Raw genomic sequence first — 18,463 nt, 5'->3', positions numbered from 1 at the left:
CGCTACCACCACACCGACATCGAGATCGACAAACTCGCCGAGGCCACCCCCACTCAACGCCGTGCTTTCGACCTCATTGAGGCCACCATCCCCCTGACCATCGCCGCGTAGCCACAAACACAAACCAAGCAAACCAGCAAACCCCCAGTTCAGGGCGGAAAACCCTTACCCAGGCAGCCGTAACTTCCGTCTAGAGACTGGTGTGGCTGATGTGACCGTCGCAGTTGTGTGCTATAGCTCGCGTATCGGCAATCACGATTCTTTGGACCGGGGCACGTCGTGGGGCGTGCGGGGCAATGCATAGAGCGCCATCCGGCGATTCGCCATGTCGTGTTCGCCGAGAAATACGCAGCCGGCGCTCTCACAGAACCTGCGCGCCATCTTGTTTCGGTAGTCCGGATCGAACATGACTCGCCGACATCGCGGTTCAGCGTTGAGCACACTGGCCACCAAGTGCGGCAACACGAATTGGGCGATTCCCTTGTTCGTAATCTCCGGGTCGGCCATACCGGCGTGTATACCCAGGTCATAGGGAGCCCACTCGTACCGGGTGGCGATGGAATCCTTGGCAGCCCAATAGAGTTCGACGTAGGCGTGGTCTTGTCCGTCAATGCTGCCGATCATCGGTCGCGAATAGCTGCCGTCGAGCTGGGCGCGCAGGTAGCGCTGCCACCGCGACACCGGCCACACGTACTCCCATGCTTCGGCCAGGTGGGGCCGGCGCATCCATTCGGCGATCATGTCGGCGTCGGTATCGGGATCGGCCAGCCGAAATGCGTATGGTTCGGGCACTTCGGGTTGGGCAGGCGGCGGCGGGATGTTGCGGACCTCGTCGGGTAGGTCGGTCAGTTCCCGCGGCAGCATCACGTCGGGTTCACTCATGTCATCTCGGGTTTCGGTTGTTGTCCGTTGATGTCCTAGGTGTCGCGATTCGGGAATCGAACTCACGGCATGGCCGGCGCCGGCTGGCTTGGCTAACCAGACCGCCTCGAATTGACCGCCTCACGCAGGCTTTTGGGCCGTATGTCGGTCCAGTGTTCCTCGACGTATTGCAGACAATCCGCCCGGCTGGCTTCGCCGTACACCTTGCGCCAGCCGGCCGGGATCTCGGCGAACGTGGGCCACAGGCTGTGCTGCTCCTCGTCGTTGACCAGCACGACGAAGGTGCCGGTCTCGTCATCGAAGGGATTGGTGCTCATCATTTCTCCTACTCGAAGGGTCGTTTTGGGGCAGCTCGGCGCCCAGCACCCGGTCGGAAAGCAGTCCCAGGCAGCTGAGGTTGGGAAATCCGGGTCCCTGGTTCAGTCCGGCCAGGCCGGGCAGAAACAGCTTCGGCGTGACGCTGTTGACGGCGAGGTCGTAGCCGATCGACTCCTGCAAGCGTTCGCTACTGAGCGGCCCGCCCAGCCCGAGCTCGAGCAGGTCGAGCGCATCCTGGTTCAGCAGCGTGGTAAACCACAACGCGTCCACCCCCGAGCCGTCGATGACCAGGTCGAAACCGTGGACGGTTTCGAAGTTTTCGGTGCCCCGGTCGGTGCTCAGAGTGAGCCGGATCTGCTGGTCGCGATCGACCGCGTGCGCAACCCGGCCGCGCAGGTGCCGGATCCGGTCGTCGGCCATCAGCGCGTCCTGCACGCTTGACGAGAACACTCCGCGGTCGGTGCGTGCGATCGCGTCGCGTCGTTCCGGCAGAGTCAGGGCGGCCCAGTCGGACGGGTCGGAGAACAGCGAGTTCTCGAAGAAGCCTTCGCCCCGGGTGAACAGCGTGACTTGCGGTGAGATGACGGTGATCGTCGAAATCGGGTGCCGGAACAGCTCATGGAGCATGGCCGCGGCCGTCTCACCGCCGCCGATCATCGCGACTCGCTCGGCGCTGATCCGGTCGTGCTGGGCGGCGCGATGCCAGAACTGGGCGATGGAGAGTACCCGCGGATTGCCCGGCAGCAGGGTCCGTTCGGCTTGGCCGGGCCCGGTGATCATCAACCCGTCGGCGTGCACGGTGCGCTCGGAGGTGTGCAACGCCCAGCGTCGGCCGTCGAGGGCGATTCGGTCGACCTCGCCGTAGACCACCGTCATGTCGATTCGCTCGGCGACCCAGCGAAGATACTGGCCCCACCGGCGGTGGGTCGGCGCCGGGCGGCCACGGTCGATCCATTGGGCGAATTGACCGGTGGCGATCAGATACGCCTGCCAGCTGTAGCGCGTCATCCGCTCGTCGAGCTCGGCGTTGCGGCGCGGCACCAGCGACGAGCGGTACGGGAAGCCGACGTCTTTTTCCGGGCTGGTGCCCAAGCTTTGGGCGCCGTCGGTCCAGCCGCCGCCGGCCTGCCAGTTGGCGGCCACCCCGGTGCGTTCCACAGCGACGACGTCAGGTGTGTCGACACCCATGGCGCGTAACACCGACGCCTTGGCGGCGACGGCCACCGCCTTGGCCCCGGCGCCGACGACCGCTAGCGTAGTCATGTCACGGTTTCCTTGAGAGATTCATTCCAAAGATCCTGCAGCACGGTCAGATCCGGCTCGCTGAGGATATCGGGCAGGGCGCGCCACTGAGTCAACAAGATTTGCTGATCACCGGAGCCCAGCAGGGTGGCCATGACGACCAGTTCGTGACGCACCGCCACGTTCGGTTCGGGCAGCGGCGGCAGTCCGCCCAGCAGCTCGCGGTCGAGGCGCACGCCGCTGCCGGCGTCACCGACGTCGGTGCGGCCCAGATAGTTCAGCAACAGCTGCGGCCCCGGAACACTGTTGAGCGCAGCCGCGGTGTCGGCGCGCAGGTAGCGCAGCAGACCGTAGTCGATTCCGGCGCCGGGGATAGCCGCCAATTGCTCGGTCACGCGATGCGGGTCGGCGGAATGCACTCGCAGCGGATAGATCGCACTGAGCAGGCCCACGGTGTCGGTGGTGTCAACGGCGTCGCTGGTGTCCTGGTCGGTGTCGTCTACCAGAGCGTCGGCGCGGCCGTGGGTTTCCAGGGCCAGCAGCGGCGCGGGCGTCGGCTGACCCCGGCGTTGCCGCCACCGGGTCACCGTCCGCGCCGCCGCCGCGACCAGCAGGTCGAACATCGGCACACCCGAATCCAGCAGTCGACCGGTGATGTCGGTGTCGGTCACCGCGGCGCGGATCAGCAGGCCGGCGGCCCGGTCACGGTCGGCCTGTACCCGTCGGGCACCCAGATCCGGGTCCTCGCCTTGGAGCTGGGAAAGCCAAAACGGCATGGTGTCGAGGGTTTCGGCGCGCCGCAGGAGCGCTTGGGCCCACCGCCGGTAGCTGGTGTGCTCGGGAACAGGCGCGGGTGAGTGGCCGCCGGCCAGCGCATGCAACGCGGCGTCGAGTTCACCGAGCACCACCCGCCACGACGCCGGGTCCATCGCCAGCACATGCGCGGCCAGAAGCAGCACGCCCGGTCCGGCCGGCGGCCGCAACCACCTGGCGGACAGCAGCGAACCACGTTCAGGATCAAGGCTTTCCAGGGCCTCTCCGGCATGACCGGCGACCGCTGCCTGCAGATCGCTGGACACCGCTGCCTCGTCGAAGAAGTCACCGACCGGGGTGGGCACCAGGGTCATGCCGGTGCGGTCCAGGCGGGTGCGCAGCACTTCGTGGCTGTCGACGATGGCGGTCAGTGCCGCCCGCAGCTGCTCGGCGGTGATGTCCTCGGGCAGCCGGATGGCCTCGACCTGTCCCATCCGCCGCGGCTCGCCGTATTCGTAGACCCAAATCGCGTTGGGAAGCAACGGAATCGGTTCGGTGCTGTGCTCGGTGTCGCGGGCTGCGCCGGTGGCTTCGGCGTCGATCGCGGCGGCGAGTTCGCGAATGTTGTTGCACTCCAGGATGAGCCGGGCGCGTAGTGGAATGCCGCGGCGGCGTGCCGCCTGGACCACCGAAAGCGCCACGATGCTGTCCAGTCCCAATTCCAGGAAATCTGCGGTTACGTCGACTTCGGGGATCTGCAACATCTCCGAAAGCAACTCGGCCAGAGCGGATTCCGTGGCGGATTCAGGTGCCGACCCGACAGCGCCGGCATCGACGTCGGGCAGCGCGGCCGCGTCCAGCTTGCCGTTGGCGGTCAGCGGGATCTCATCGACGACGACGATGCGCTGCGGCACCATGTAGCGCGGCAGCCGCTCACCAAGCATGGTCCGCAACTCGGCTTCGGTGGGCTCGGAGCCGTTCGCGGTCGCGGCGCAGGCCGTCAACCGGGCGCCGCCCTGGTGCTCGCGGACCACGACGTGGGCGTGACGTACCCCCGGGTGCGCCTGCAGCGCCGCGGCGATTTCGCCGGGTTCCACCCGATAGCCGCGGATCTTCACCTGCTCGTCGGCGCGGCCCAGATAGACCAGCGACTCGTCGGGCTGGCGGCGCACCACGTCGCCGGTGCGATACATCCGCTCCCCGGACCCGAAGGGGTCGGCGATGAATCGGTGTGACGTCTCACCGGGGCGTCCGAGATAGCCGCGCGCCAATTGTGCTCCTGTGACATACAATTCACCGGCGGCGCCGTGGGGCACCGGGCGCAGCGCGGAGTCCAGCACGTAGGCGCGGCTATGTCGGGTCGGGCGTCCGATCGACGGCGCGGCGTGCTCGGTGATGTCGGCGACCACTGCCTCGACGGTGGTTTCGGTGGGGCCGTAGCAGTTGCAGGCCGCCATCCCGCTGCGCGCGCATGCGTCGCGGATCATATTCCAGGTCGGCGGGGCGACGGCTTCGCCGCCCAGCGCGAGCACCGTCAACGGCACGCTCGTGAGCAAACCGAAGGCTCGCAGCTGGGCGAACATCGACGGGGTGGTGTCGATCATGTCGATGCGGTGCTCGGCGATCGCCTGCACCAACGACTCGGCGTCGCGCTGGGTGCGTTCGTCGACGACGTGCACGGTGTGGCCGTCGAGCAGGGCGACCAGCGGCTGCCAGGCGGCGTCGAACGCGAACGACCAGGCGTGCGCGATCCGCAGTCGACGCCGCAGCCGGGCGGCGGCGGGCCGCAGCACGGTGTCGATATGGTCGTCGGCGTAGGCGCCCAGCGCGGCGTGGGTTCCGATGACGCCCTTGGGTTCTCCGGTGGTCCCGGAGGTGAAGACCAGGTAGCCGGCTTGGCGGGGGTCGACGTCGACGGGACGGAAACCGTCGGCCTGGTCGGGTGCCTCGGAGTCGACCGACGCGACCATGTCCTCGTCAATCACGATGGTGGCACCGGTCTGGCGCAGGATCGATTCCACCCGCTCCGGCGGCGTTCCCGGTTCCAGCGGCACACACACCGCGCCGGATTTGAGCACCGCGAGCAGCGCGACGACATACTGCGGGCCGCGGGAAAGCCGCACCGCCACCGGCGATTCGGGCTCGGCCCCGCGACCGATCAGTACCGCGGCCAGCCGGTTGGCCGCCGCGTCCAGCTCGCCGTAGGACATGGACCCGGAGGTCCAGCTCAGCGCCTCCTGGTCGGGCCCGGCCTGCGCAACCGCGGCGAAGCGGGTGTGAAAGCCTGCTGTCTGGCGGGCCGGCGCCGTGCCGGCGGCGCGCAGCGGCCGGGTCTCTTCGTCGAACAGCACGCTGACCTCGCGCAGCGGGCGCTGCCAACTCGACAGCAGCCGCTCGGCGGTGGCCAGCACGCGCCGGCCGAGCATCTCACCAGTGGTAGCGCCCAGCGCGCCGTCGAGCACCTCGACGAACATGACCAGCTCCCCGTCGTCCAGGTGGGCGGCCAGCGCGACCGGGAAATGCGTCACGCTCTCCAGCCCCGCCGGCCGGAATGTCACGCCGCCCGCGGTCAACTCACCACCTTCGGCCAGTCCCGACGTGGGGAAGTTCTCATAGACCAGCAGCGTGTCGAACATCTCGCCGACGCCGCCGATCGCCCGCAGTTGCGCGTGGCTGAGGTAGCTGTGGTCCCGCAGCGTCGCCGCATTCCTTTGTAGCGCAACGCATTGCGCGCCGACATCGGTGTTGGCGTCGAGCCGCACCCGCAACGGCACGGTGTTGATGAACAACCCGATCATGGTTTCGACGCCGGACAGTTCGGCGGGCCGGCCCGACACTGTGACGCCGAACACCACGTCGTCGCGGTCGGTCAGCCGTGACAAAACCAGCGCCCAGGCCATCTGCATCAAGGTGTTCACGGTGATTCCGCGGGAGCGGGCACCGTCGCTAAACCGCGCGGTGGTCTGACGGTCGGTGCGTAACTCGGTGCGCCGCGGCAGCCCGGTCCGGGGCGCTTCGGTGGCCATCGACGCCGCCAGCAGCGTCGGGCCGGGCAACCCGGCAAGGTGCTCGCGCCACACCTGCTCGCTGGCCGAGCGGTCACGCCCGGCCAGCCAGCCGATGTAATCGCGGTACGGCCGCGGCTTGACCGGCAGCGTGTCGAGGTCACCGCCCGCTCCGTACAGCGCGATCATCTCCGCTGCGAACACCGGCAGCGACCACCCGTCGATCACGATATGATGCGCGGTGATCACCAAATGCCAGTGCTGATCCGGTAATTCGATCAGCAGGAAACGGATCGCCGGTGTCTTTTCGAAGTCGAACGGTCGAGACCGTTCCGCGGCCGCCAGTTTTTCGATATCCGCGGGCTCGGCGGCAACTTGGCGCCAGGGCAGCTCGACCCGCGACGGCACGATCTGCACGGGCCGGGGGATGTCGCGGCTGACGAAGCTGGCCCGCAGGTTCGGGTGGCGCATCAGCATTTTCGCCGCGCAGTCCTTGAGCAGCTCGACGTCGAGCGGACCGGCGATATCGGCGGCGATCCCGACCAGGTAGGGATCATCGACCGGAGAGCCGTCACGGGCATCGGCCAGCCCGGAAAGCACGGTCAGCGAATACAGCCCTTCCTGCAAAGGGCTCAGCGCCATCACATCCTCGATGCCTGAGGGCGCACCGGTTTCGGTGGCGGTCATTGGTTACTCCACGATTGCGTCACCGCCGCCAGCTGCTCGGCGGACAACCCGGATGTGCTCATCGGCTCGTGGTGGGTATCGCCGTCGGCGCCTCCGGAGTCCAGGGCGGCGCCACCGGATTCCACCGCGGCCGCCAGCTGCTGCACGGTCGGGTTCTCGAACACCATCCGCGGACTGACCGGCAGACCGGCAGTCCGCGCCCGCGCCGCCAGCTGCACCGACAGGATGCTGTCACCGCCGAGGGTGAAAAAGTCGTCGAAGCGCCCGATTTCGGTGATCGGCAGCAGGTCGACGAAGACCTCGGCCAGCGCCCGCTCGATGTCGGTGCTCGGCGGCTCGCGGTGGCCGGCGGTGCTCACCGACGGCCGCGGCAGGCCGGGCCGGTTCAGCTTGCCCGACTCGGTCTTGGGCATCTCGTCGAGCACGGTGATCGACGACGGCATCATGTAGCCCGGCAGCGCCGCGGCGACTTCGGCCCGAACCGCCGATGCGAACCCGGATTTCGCCTCCTCGCCGGCGGCGCGGTGATGCGGCACCACATAGCCGGCCAAGGTGGTGCTGCCGCCGACGTCCCAGGTGCGCGCCGCCGCCACGGCCACCCCGTCGACGGCCTTCAAGGCGGCTTCCACCTCGCCCAGTTCGACGCGGAACCCGCGCACCTTGACCTGATGGTCGGTGCGCCCGACGAACTCGAGTCGACCGTCTTGCGTCCAGCGAGCCCGGTCACCGCTGCGGTAGAACCGTGCGCCGGGCTCGGCGGTGTACGGGTTGGCCACGAACCGCGCTGCCGTCAGGCCGGGCCGTTTCCAGTAGCCACGCACCAATTGGCCACCGGCGTAATACAATTCGCCGACCACGCCGGGCGGCACCGGGTTCAGGCCGTCGTCGAGCAGATACACCTGCGCGTCGGGCATCGGGGTGCCCAGCAGCGGCACCGGCGGGGTCATCGGTCCGCGGACCAGCGCGCCGGACGTTTCGGTGGCGCCGAAGTTGTTCAGCAGCTGCGGGCCGGAACCCGAACCGTCGGAGCCGTAGTTGGCCAGCAGCCGCTCCTGCAGTGACGCGGTCAGCGGCTCGGCGCCGCACACCAGCCGGTACAGCGAGCCCAATGCTTCGGGCCACGCGTCGACGATGGTCGAGACCAGGCTGGGCACCGCGGTGACCTGGGCCACCGAGTGGCGCTGGATCAGCGAGGCCAGCGCCTCGGGATCGCGGTGCTCGGCGTCGTCGGCCAGGATCGTGGTGGCCCCCGCCGCCAGGCCGCCCAGGGTTTCCATGCACCCCTCCAGGAAGGTCCACGACGCCTGCGCCAGGCGTATATCTTCGGTGTCGTTGCCGGCTACCGGGTAATTCCATAGCTGCCAGTTCAGCCGGGTGGTCATCGCCCGGTGGGTGCCCAAGACACCCTTGGGTGTGCCCGTCGACCCGGAGGTGAACACCAGATACATCGGGTCGTCGGGATGCGCGGCGGGCAACGGATCTGCCGACGGCTGGCGGTCCAGAGCCTCCTGCACCGCCGGGTCGTCGAGCGAAATAAACGTCACCTCAGGCGATTCCGGCATGGTGTCCAGAGCCTCGGACGTCACGACCACCACCTGCGGCGCGACGTCGTCGAGCATCAGCTGTTTGCGTGCGGCGGGATAACCGGGATCCAGCGGGAAGAAGCCGGCGCCGGCTTTCATGATGCCGACCAGCGCGACCACCATGTCGATGCAGCGCCGTGTCGACAGGCCCACCAGCGATCCGGGCCCCACGCCCCGCTCGACGAGCAGCTGCGCGAAGTTGTCCGAACGACGATGCAGCGCAGCGTAGTCGATCTGCTCGTCGCCGCAGCGCAGCGCGATGCGATCGGTGCCCCATCGGCGGCTGGGCTCGAGCAGCTCGGCGATCGTGCGCGGGCGCTCGGCCGGGGGCTCGGGGCCGCGGCTCCATTGGGCGAGAATGTGCTGCCGCAGCTCGGCATCGAGCAATTGCACGTCGCGCAGCCGCTGGTCGACGTCGCCGGCAAATGCGTCGACGACCTGCATCAGCCATCCGACCAGCCGCTCGATCGTGCTGCGGTGATACAACTCGGTGCGGTAGAGGATGTTGCCGTGATATGCGGCTTCTTCAGCATCGAAAGTGGCGAAGAAGTTGACGCTCAGGTCGGCGTGGGCGATGTCGAATGTCGGCTCCAGCGCGGTGAATACGGTGTCGCCGGCCGCGCTGGTGTCGATCACCCGTTCGCCGGGCAGGTGATCGCGGACGTGCACGACGGTCTGGAACAGCGGGTTTCGCGACAGCGTGCGCACCGGGCTGACCGCGTCCACGACCCGGTCGAACGGCAGGTCCTGGTGGGCGTAGGCGGCCAGCGCCGTTTCGCGGGCCCGGGTCAGTACCTCGCGCAGCGACGGGTTGCCGTCCAAGTTGTTGCGCAGTACCAGGATGTTGATGAAAAAGCCGATCAGTTGGTCGAGTTCGGGCTCGGTGCGCGCCGCGATCGGTGTGCCCAGCGGAATGTCCACGCCGCCGCCGGCTTTGTGCAGCACCACGGCGACGGCCGATTGCAGCAGCATGAATTCGGTGACACCCAGCTCCCGGCACAGCTCGGCGAGCTTGCCGCGGGTCTGCGCGTCGATGCTGAACTCGACGGAGTCGCCGGCGCCGCTGGGCACCGCCGGGCGCGGGAGGTCGGGCCGTAGCCCGGTGTCCTCGGGTACGCCCTCCAGCTGGCGCACCCAGTAGTCGCGTTGCGCTCGGGCGATGCTGGGCTGGTCGTCCTGCTCCGACAACAACTCGCCCTGCCAGGCCGCGTAATCGGCGTATTGGAGCGGCAACGGTGCCCAGGACGGCTGTTGCCGGGCGTGGCGAGCGCGGTAGGCGGTGAGCAGGTCGGCGAAGAGCACTCCGCCAGACCAGTGGTCGATCGCGATGTGGTGCACCACCAACGACAGCACGTGCTCGTCACCGGTGTGCAGCACCGCGGCGCGGATCGGCCATTCGCGGTCCAGCTGGAAACTGTAGTGGCGCTCGCTGTCCAGCTGCTGCCGCAACCACTGTTCACCCTCCCCGGAGGCCTGCCGCACCGGCAGTTCAGCGACCGGTTGGACCACTTGATATGGCACACCGTCGATTTCGGTGTAGGTGGTGCGCAGGATCTCGTGGCGCCGGACCACATCGCCGACGGCGGCGACCAGCGCGTCGACATCGCAGGGCCCGCTCAACCGGGCGGCGAAGGGGATGTTGTTGACCTCGCTGGGGCCCTCGATCTGGTAGGCGAACCAGGTTCGCAGCTGGGCGGCCGACAGCGGCAGCGGACCCTCGTGTGAGGTCTTGACCAGCTTGGGCCGCTTGAAAGTGACCGCACCCGACTGCAACTGGTCTACCCGTTCGGCCAGCCGCCCCACCGTCACCAGCTCGAAGACGTCGCGGATGCCCAGTTCGACACCGCATTCGGAGCGGATCGCGGCGACCAGCTTGGTGGCCACCAGGGAGTGCCCGCCGAGGTCGAAGAACGAGTCGTCCACACCGACACGGTCGTGGCCCAGCAACTGGGTGAACAAGCCGGCGACAGTGCGCTCGGACGCCGTGGTGGGTTCGCGATATTCGGCGGCTGAGGCGATCTCGGGCTGCGGCAGGGCGTCCCGGTCGATTTTGCCGTGCGTCGTGATCGGGATTTCGTCGAGGACGACATAAGCGGCGGGGGTCATGTAGTCCGGCAGCGCGGCGGCCACCCGGGCCCGGATGCGGTCCACGTCGACGGTTTCGGTGCCGCCGTCGGACGGGGTGACGTAGCCGACCAGGCTCTTGCCGAGCCCCGGCAGATCGGTGGCGATCACGACCGCCTGCCCGACGCTGGGGTCGACCGAGATGGCCGCGGCGATCTCGCCGAGTTCGATGCGGAAGCCGCGGATCTTCACCTGCTCGTCGGCCCGGCCCACGAATTCGATGTCGCCGTCGGCGTTGCGGCGCGCCAGGTCCCCGGACCGGTACAGCCGGCCGCCGGGGGTGAACGGGTCGGCGATGAAGCGTTCGGCGGTCAGCGCCGGCCGCCGGTGGTAACCATGCGCCATATGCGTTCCGCCGATGTAGATTTCGCCGATCACCCCGACCGGGACGGGCCGCAGCGCATTGTCGAGCAGATACACCTGGGTGTTGATCTTGGGCCGGCCGATCGGGACGATCCGGGTGCCCTGAGTACCTTCGACCTGATAGCTGGTGGCGTTGATGACGGTCTCGGTCGGTCCGTAGAAGTTGTACAACAGCGCGTCGAAGGTGGCGTGGAACTTGTCGGCGACCTCACCCGGCAGCGGCTCCCCGCCGATCGGCACGCGGCGCAGGGTGCGCCACTGGTTGACGCCGGGCAGCGACAGGAACAGGCCGAGCAGCGACGGCACGAAGTGCATCGAGGTGATGCCCTCGCGGTAGAGCAGATCGGTCAGATAACCGATGTCGCGCAACCCGTCCGGCCGCGGAATCACCAGCCGCCCCCCACAGATCAGCAGCCCGAAGATCTCGGCGATGGACACGTCGAACCCCGGCGAGGCCACCTGCAGCAGCCGGTCCGTCTCGTCCACTTGGTACTCGTCGCCGAACCATACGAAGTATTCGGTGACGGGCGCATGCGGCACCGGCACCCCCTTGGGCAGCCCGGTGGATCCGGAGGTGTAGATCAGGTAGGCGGTGTTGTCGGGCCGCAGCGGCCGGACCAGTTCGTCGGGGGTCGGGTCGGCCGGCGAATACCCTGCCAGGTCGGTAACCGGTTCGCGCAGCACGAGTTTGGCCTCGGCGTCGTCGAGGATGTAGGACAGCCGGTCCTCCGGATAGGTCGGGTCGACCGGCAGGTAGACGGCACCGGCTTTGAGGACGCCCAAGGCAGTGATCACCAGCTCGGGAGACTTGTCCAGCAGCACGGCGACCCGGTCCTCGGTGCCGACACCCCGGTCGATCAGCCAGTGCGCCAGCCGGTTTGCTTCCTCGTTGAGTTCGCGGTAGCGGTATTGACGGCCCTCGTAGACGACGGCGACGGCGTCGGGCGAGGACGTCGCGCGTTCGGCCACCAACGCCGGCATGGTGGTGGGTGTCGTCGAGAACGCCTGGCCGGTGGCGACTTTGCGCAGCCACTCGGCCTCTGCGGCACCGAACAGTGAGAGCCGATTCAGCTCGGTGTCGGGGTCGGCCAGGGCGCTGTCGAGCAGGATGGCGTAATGCTCGACCAGCTGAGCGGCCAGCGGCGGATCGAGCACCTCGACGAGATACTCAGCCTCCACCAGCGCCCCGGTTCCGGACAATTGCACCGTGAAACTCAAGGGCAACTGGCTGAATTGGCCTTGCAGATCGCCACACTGACACTGCACGCCGGGCGGGCAGAAGTCGCCGCCGTCGGATTCGCGGAGGCCGAAGCTCACCCGGGTCATCCGGTCGGCGCCGTGGCGGCGGTCGGGGTTGGACTCCCGCACCAGCCAGTCGAGGTTGACGCGCTGGTGGGCGAAAGCCCCGGTGGTGACGTCGCGGGTGTGCGCCAGCAGGTCACGGAATGTTTGCCGCGGCTGCGGCTGGGCTCGCACCACAACGGTGTTGCAGTAGCAGCCGATCGCATCCTCGGCTCCGGCATTGCGGTCCGTAACCGGTGCCGCGATCAGGAAATCCGTGGCATGGGTGTAGCGGTGGATCAGCGCGGCGAATGCGGCCAGCATCACCACGTGCTGGGTGGCCTCGCACTCGCCGGCCAGCGCCGTGACCCGGTCGAGGGTATCCGCGGACAGCTGTGCCGACACCCGTTGCGCTCGCCAGGTGCTGGGTACCGATGAACCGTTGGCACCCGGAAGTTCGAGCGGCTCAGGCAGATCCGCCATCAACGACCGCCAATAGGCGAGATCCTCGTCGAGGGTGCCGGCGGCAGCAGCCGGCACCGGCGGTGTCGCGCCGTCGAGGCCGTCGGGGTCGGAGTAGGCACGGGTCAAGTCGGTGAAGAACGGGCCCCACGATCGGTCGTCCCAGGCGATGTGATGGGCGGTGATCAACAGCATCAGCTCGTCGGCGCCCATCCGCACCGCGGTGACCCGCAACGGGGAGACGGCGGCCAGATCGAACGGACGGCGAAACTGCCTCTGCGCCAGCACTTCCAGCCGCAACTGCCGGGCCTGCTCGGCCATCCCGGAAAGGTCGTGTTGGGCCCAGCCGGGCCGCAGGTCATTGTGCACCACCGGGCGCGGATCTCCGTCGTCGTCGGCGTGATAAGTGGTGCGCAGCACCGGGTGCCGAACCGCAACGGCGTCCAGCGCCCGGCGCAACCGCCCGACGTCGACGGTTCCCGTCAGCCGGTAGGACGCGCAGACGTTGAGCAGTGAGCTGCTCGGATCGATCGACTGCACGAACCACAGCCGGCGCTGACCATCGGACAGCCGGGGGCTGGAGTCCTGCTGTGAATCCTGGGGAGGCGACGCGGACCAGGCCAAGTCAGGCTCGGCCAGCCCGCGGCGCAACGACGTCAAGTCTTGGTGGGTGTCAGTCACGCGAGGATCTCAACCTTTCTCGTCTTTCGGGATTCGCGGTAGACCCGGGCTCCGCCGTTGGCTCCGGGGCCATTGGCTCCGGGCTTGCGGCTGGGCCGTCCGCGCTGGGGGCCGACTGCAGAATCGCGATCAGCTCGGCGCCGGTGATACCGCCGAGCAGTCGGGCCGCGGGCACCGATTGGCCGGTCCATCGGCGCAGCCGGTCACGCAGGTCCAGCGCCAGCATCGAGTCTGCGCCGAGGTCGACCAGCGCCACGTTCAGGTCGACCGCCGCCGGACCGTCGAGACTGAATGCCGCAGCGATCTCGGCGCGTACCAGCTCACTGATCGGTCGCTGGTCCGAGCTCTGGCTGTCGGCCGGCGAATCGTCGTTGCGTTCGGTGGTTGCCGTCGCGAACGGCTTTGCGACGCCTTGGCTTTCGAAGAACGCCCGAAGGCGGTCGAAGTCGGCGGCCAGAATCAGCGGGTCGGCTTGACGGCACCCGAGACTGGTCGCGACCGCCGCGTCGGGGTCCATGGCGATCAAGCCGGACCGCTCGATGCGGGCGACGTCGTCGGCGCCGGCGATCGTGGTGCCCTGCCACAAGCCCCACCGCACCGACATGCAGTTCAGTCCGTTGCCGCGCAACTGGGCGGCCACCGTGTCGAGCATCCGGTTGGATGCCGCATAGCCGGCGTGCCCGTAGCCGCCCCACACTCCGGATACCGAGGAACACAGCAGGATCCGCGCATCCGGCCGCAGCGGCCATGCGTCGGTCATTCGGACCAGCCCGGTTACCTTGGCGGAGAACACATCTGCCCATTCCTGGTCGCCGAGTAGGTCATGGGGGGCGAAGCGGGCTGCGCCGGCGGCGTGGATCAACAGCGAAGCGCCGTCGCCGGCGTACTCGCCGGCAACCGCCGCGAGCGCGTCGGCGTCGGTGATGTCGCAAGCCGGGGCGTGCACCTGCGCCGGGTATCCCGCAGTCAACCGGTCCAGCTCGGCCCGGTCGACACCGTTGCGGCTCAACAGCGTGACCCGCCGGGCGCCGTGTTCAACGCAGTGCCGGGCGTACCGCAGGCCGATGGTGCCGTTGCCGCCGGTGATCACCACGTGGTCCAGCGCCGCGGCGTCGACGCCTTCGGGCGCGGATTCGGCGGCCTCGCGCAGCGTCCGGACGAACCAATCGAGCCCGGTGCCGGAATCGCGGGCCCGCACCGCGACTTCGGTGTGATCGTCCAGCAGCATATCGATGCACTGGTGAGCGGTCGCCTCGTCGATTTCCCGGCTCGGCACGTCGAGGTGGGCGAATGTCTGCTCGGGGAACTCGAAACCGACGCTGCGGTGCATCGCGGCCAGCGCGGCCTGCGCCGGCAAAGCCGCAGGTGCGGCGGCGTCCACCTGTTCACCGCAGATGGTGACCAGCCAGACGCGCCGACAGCGCGGCCCGACCGCGTGGTGATAGTCGAGTTGTCGTGCACCGCTGCGGAGTTGGCCGGCTGCGACGATCGCGTCCGGCTGCATCAGGGCCGGTGCGATGATCACGGCGATTTCCGCCTCGGCGGTGGCCGCCAGGTCGCACGCGGGATGCGCCCCGACCGCCTGGGTCAGCCGCCGCGCCAACGGATCGTCGGCCGAGTCGGGCGTCGCGATCGTGACGGCGGTGGGCTGCCGGTCTGCCGCGTTGTGTTGACTCCGGTCGTGCGGCCGCAACTGCTCCCACTGCTCGTAGGCAACCACCAGAGCCGACCCGGGTGGTGGCGGCAACGGCTCGGGGGTGGCCCACAAATGTATGGCCCGCATCGGCGCGGTCGGGAAACCCCGCAATAGCGGTTGGTCGCCGACGCCCGCGACGTCGCGCCAGCGGTAACCCGGATTAGCCACCGCGGCAGCGGCAATGTTGGCGGACAAGTGCTCCACGACGGGTTCGTCACGGCGGCCCGAACCCACGATCAGGGCGTCTTCGGCGAGTTCGGCGAGTGCGTAGCGCAGCGACGGATGCGCCGAGATTTCCACGAACGTGCCCGCGCCGCGTTGGCCGGCCGTTGCCGCTGCCTGATCGAATCTGACTGTGTTGCGCAAGTTTTGGTACCAGTAGTCGGTGAAGTCGGTGTCGGGCGTGACGACGTCGCCGTGAGCCGAGCTGACGAACTCCACCGGTGCGTCCAAGAACTTCGATGCGGGCAGCAGTTCGCTCAATGCGTCGCGCAGCGATTCCAGCTTGCTGGTGTGCCCCGGATAGTCAACGGTCAGCTCGCGGGCGAAAATGCCGTCCTTTTCGGCTCGTCTCACGATCGCGGCCACCGCGTCGCGGTCCCCGGAAACGACACTCGACGACGGCGAGTTGACTGCTGAAAGTTCCAGCCAGCCCGGCGTTTCGGTGATCAATTGCTCAGCCTGGTCGGCGCCCCTGCTGAGGACCGCCATGCCGTAGCGGCCCGACAGCCGGCTGACTACCGTGGCCCGGGCGGCCACGACGGCGACCGCGTCCGCCAGCGTGATGGTCCCAGCCACGTAGGCGGCAGCCGCCTCTCCCAGGCTGTGCCCAATGGTGAGGTCGGGCAGCACTCCGCAGGATCGCCACAGCTGCGCCAAACTGGCGGCGTGGGTGAATTGTGCTCCCTGGATGTCGATCTGCGACCAGCCGTGGTCCGTGTCGGCTGACGAGCCGGCCCTCCAGCCGGCCGCTAAGCCGGCTGGCACGGGACCCAATAGATAGGGCAGCGGCGAAGGCAAACCCGCGGCGACGAACGCTTGCGCGCATCGGTCCGCCTCCGCCCGGTACGCCGGAAGGTGCTGGTACGCCTCGGCTCCCATCGAGGGCCACTGGTTGCCTTGGCCCGGGAACGCGAACGCGGTTCGCGTTTTGGCGTTCTCCGAAGACCGGGCTACCAACGGATGCTGTTCACCAGCGGCCAGTGCGCGCAGCCCGGCCTCGAGTTCGGCGCGGTCGGCGGCCCGCACGACCGCGCGGTGGCGGCGCACCCGCCGGGTGCGCAGCAGCGTGGCCGCCACCGCCAGGGTCACGTCGTCGGTTCCCGGTTGCGCCCAGAGGTGCCCGAGGTAGTCGAGGATGGCCGCGGCGTCCTGACCGATCAGCTCTTCTTCATGTGCGCTGAGCAGCACCGGCACGCGGTTATCGGGAAGTCGGTGCGTCACCATCATGCGGCGCCTGCTATCGAGGCCATCGAGACGATGAGATGGGCATTGGTGCCGCTGATGCCGAAGGCGGAGACGGCGCCGATCCGTTGCCCGTCCACGGCCGGCCACGGGGTCAGTTCCTGCGCTAGTCGCAAACCGTGGCTGTCCCAATCGATTTCCCGACTCGCCTCGGCGGCGTGCAGGGTGGGTGGAACAGCGCCATGCTCGGCAGAGACCAGAACCTTGGCCAGCCCGAGCGCGCCGCCGGCGGCCTGCGCGTGGCCGAAGTTGGACTTCACCGACCCCAGCAGTGCGCCGCGACCCGGTTCGGTGTCACCGTAGGTTTCGGCCAGCGCCTGCAATTCGGTGCGATCACCGAGCCGGGTGCCGGTGCCGTGTCCCTCGATCATGCCGATCTGCTCGGGCCCGAGCCCTGCTTGGGCCATGGCCCGCAGAAACAGACGGCTCTGCGCCGCACTCGACGGGGCGGCGAGCCCCGCGCTGCGGCCGTCCTGGTTCAGGGCGCTGGCGCGGACCTCGGCGACGATTCGCCTGCCGTTGCGCAGCGCAGCCGACTTCCGTTGCAGGACAAACATTGCCGCACCCTCGGCCCAGACGGTGCCACTGGCCTGGGCGCTGTAGGGGCGGCAGTGGCCATCGTCGGACAGGGCGTGCTGCTTGGAGAACTCGACGAAGAAGCCGGGAGAGCCCATCACGGTGACCCCGCCGGCCAGGGCCATGTCGCAGTCGCCGGCCCGCAATGCCTGCACCGCAACGTGAAGTGCTGCCAGCGCAGACGAGCAGGAGGAGTCGATCGTCAACGCCGGGCCGGCCAGCCCCAACAGGTAGGAGATCCGGCCGGAGATCACGCCGGACGCGGTGCCGGTGAGCAAGCGTCCGCTGTGGCCGGAGAACTCCGCCATGTCGGGGCCGTAACCAGTGAGGTAGGCGCCGACGTAGCAGCCGACGTCGTGTCCGGCCAGGTCGTCGGGGTTGATACCGCTGCCTTCCAGGGCGCGCCAGGCGACTCGCAGGGCGACCCGCTGCTGCGGGTCCATCGCGATGGCCTCGCGCAGCGAAATGCCGAAGAACGCCGGGTCGAAGGTCGCCGCCCCGGTCAAAAAACCGCCGCAATCGCGAATCCTCTTGAATCCCTTACGGCAGGATCCGGTCAGCAGGTCGCGAATCGGCCAGCCCCGGTCGGTGGGCAGCGGGCACAACCCCTCCCGCCGTTGCGACAGGAACTCCCAGTAGCGCTCCGCGGTGTCGACACCGCCGGGTGCTTCGATCGCCATGCCGACGATGACGATCGGATCGGGGTCGACGACGGTGCTCGGCTGGTGGTCAGACATCGTGGTTTGCCTCGCCTCGGGGCGCGGCGACCGATCGGCGCACGGCAGGTCTAGCGCCGCCGCACCCAACTGGGCCAAGTCTGGCCGAGCCATAGGTTCGTCCGTACCCATGCGGGTACCGGCCAAACCTGGGGGAACCCAGGTGCAATGCCGCCATAGCCACCTCCCCCCACGATCAGCTCCGAATGTTCATCTTTTGGCCGGCCGGCAGATCGGCTGGCGATGCAACGCCGACGAACCACCCACCGGCCGAAGTTCCGAAATCGATGTCGATGTGCGATCAGCCAATAGGCTGACCGTCGAGACCCGGATACCCGCCGCTGCCAGCCGGTAAACACGCAGCTGAGAGTGCACCGCGCGGTTTATGGGCGACCCGATGAACGGACCTTCACCGCCCCGCCGGCCACGACGTGCACGACGTCCTGCCGCGCATCCCCGGCGCATCCTGGTCATGACCGTTGCCGACGCTGAGATGGCCTGTCAAAGGCGATCGTCAGGGCCCGCTATTTCGTTATCCCCGTCATAGTTTTGATTTCGTCTGCGCAGGGAATCGCAGTGAATGTGTTCGAGCGGATCGGCGGGCGGCTCGGCGGGCAACACCTGGCGCGG

Annotated in this window: 7 protein-coding genes; all 7 read right to left on the bottom strand. The window is 68.4% G+C overall.

The window, feature by feature from the left end; translation table 11 throughout:
- Positions 1-252: 252 nt before the first annotated feature.
- Positions 253-882 (bottom strand): GNAT family N-acetyltransferase, encoded by a 630-nt coding sequence (locus tag EET03_RS20205; protein WP_063470271.1) that lies wholly within the window; start codon positions 880-882, stop codon positions 253-255.
- 92 nt (positions 883-974) lie between these two features.
- Complete coding sequence (locus tag EET03_RS20200; RefSeq protein WP_075543142.1) at positions 975-1,199, bottom strand: MbtH family protein; 225 nt, start codon at positions 1,197-1,199, stop codon at positions 975-977.
- Entirely contained in the window at positions 1,177-2,463 is a 1,287-nt protein-coding gene (mbtG, locus tag EET03_RS20195) for an NADPH-dependent L-lysine N(6)-monooxygenase MbtG (RefSeq protein ID WP_075543143.1), read from the bottom strand. The genes EET03_RS20200 and mbtG overlap by 23 nt, the downstream gene beginning before the upstream one ends.
- Positions 2,460-6,887 (bottom strand): non-ribosomal peptide synthetase, encoded by a 4,428-nt coding sequence (locus EET03_RS20190; protein ID WP_099193694.1) that lies wholly within the window; start codon positions 6,885-6,887, stop codon positions 2,460-2,462. The genes mbtG and EET03_RS20190 overlap by 4 nt, the downstream gene beginning before the upstream one ends.
- Positions 6,884-13,381 (bottom strand): non-ribosomal peptide synthetase, encoded by a 6,498-nt coding sequence (locus EET03_RS20185; RefSeq protein ID WP_075543145.1) that lies wholly within the window; start codon positions 13,379-13,381, stop codon positions 6,884-6,886. The genes EET03_RS20190 and EET03_RS20185 overlap by 4 nt, the downstream gene beginning before the upstream one ends.
- Positions 13,374-16,523 carry a mycobactin polyketide synthase MbtD gene (gene mbtD / locus EET03_RS20180; RefSeq protein ID WP_425271543.1) on the bottom strand — a complete coding sequence of 1,050 codons (3,150 nt, stop codon included), beginning with the start codon at positions 16,521-16,523 and terminating at the stop codon, positions 13,374-13,376. The genes EET03_RS20185 and mbtD overlap by 8 nt, the downstream gene beginning before the upstream one ends.
- Positions 16,523-17,854 (bottom strand): beta-ketoacyl [acyl carrier protein] synthase domain-containing protein, encoded by a 1,332-nt coding sequence (locus EET03_RS20175; protein WP_075543147.1) that lies wholly within the window; start codon positions 17,852-17,854, stop codon positions 16,523-16,525. Before EET03_RS20175 ends, mbtD begins: the two co-directional genes overlap by 1 nt.
- Positions 17,855-18,463 lie beyond the last annotated feature (609 nt).

It is taken from the genome of Mycobacterium innocens, from assembly GCF_900566055.1.
GTDB classification, from domain to species: domain Bacteria; phylum Actinomycetota; class Actinomycetes; order Mycobacteriales; family Mycobacteriaceae; genus Mycobacterium; species Mycobacterium innocens.
This window is presented reverse-complemented; position numbering and strand designations above follow the sequence as displayed.